This window comes from Bartonella sp. AA2SXKL (assembly GCF_042197205.1).
In the GTDB taxonomy this organism is placed as follows: domain Bacteria; phylum Pseudomonadota; class Alphaproteobacteria; order Rhizobiales; family Rhizobiaceae; genus Bartonella.
In genome coordinates this window covers 380-675 of the sequence record NZ_JBHIRN010000172.1, presented here as the reverse complement: position 1 = coordinate 675, position 296 = coordinate 380, and the positions used below count along the sequence as shown (strand labels likewise).

Annotated in this window: 1 protein-coding gene; it reads left to right on the top strand. The window is 36.8% G+C overall.

Annotation, left to right across the window (positions count from 1 at the left end; translation table 11 throughout):
- Positions 1-58: 58 nt before the first annotated feature.
- On the top strand, positions 59-296 hold a 238-nt coding region (locus tag ACFINS_RS10505; protein WP_375706237.1), incomplete at its 3' end, for an AbrB/MazE/SpoVT family DNA-binding domain-containing protein.

Genomic DNA, 296 nt, shown 5'->3' with positions numbered 1-296 from the left:
TCTTGAAGAATAGATGATAAAATATTATATTTTTATATAATATTGGAAAGGGCGTTTAATGCACACAACAAAATTACGTAAAGTTGGAGGGTCTGTTATGCTCTCTATACCGCCGGCATTGCTTGATGTTCTTCATCTTACTGAGAACACGCAAGTTGGTTTGGCTGTTGATAATGGACAATTGGTTGTGAAGCCACAGACATTTCCAAGTTACACTCTTGATGAATTGTTAGCTCAATGTAATCCTTCAGATGATTTTGCGGATGAAGATATGGAGTGGTTTGATGCTAAACCTG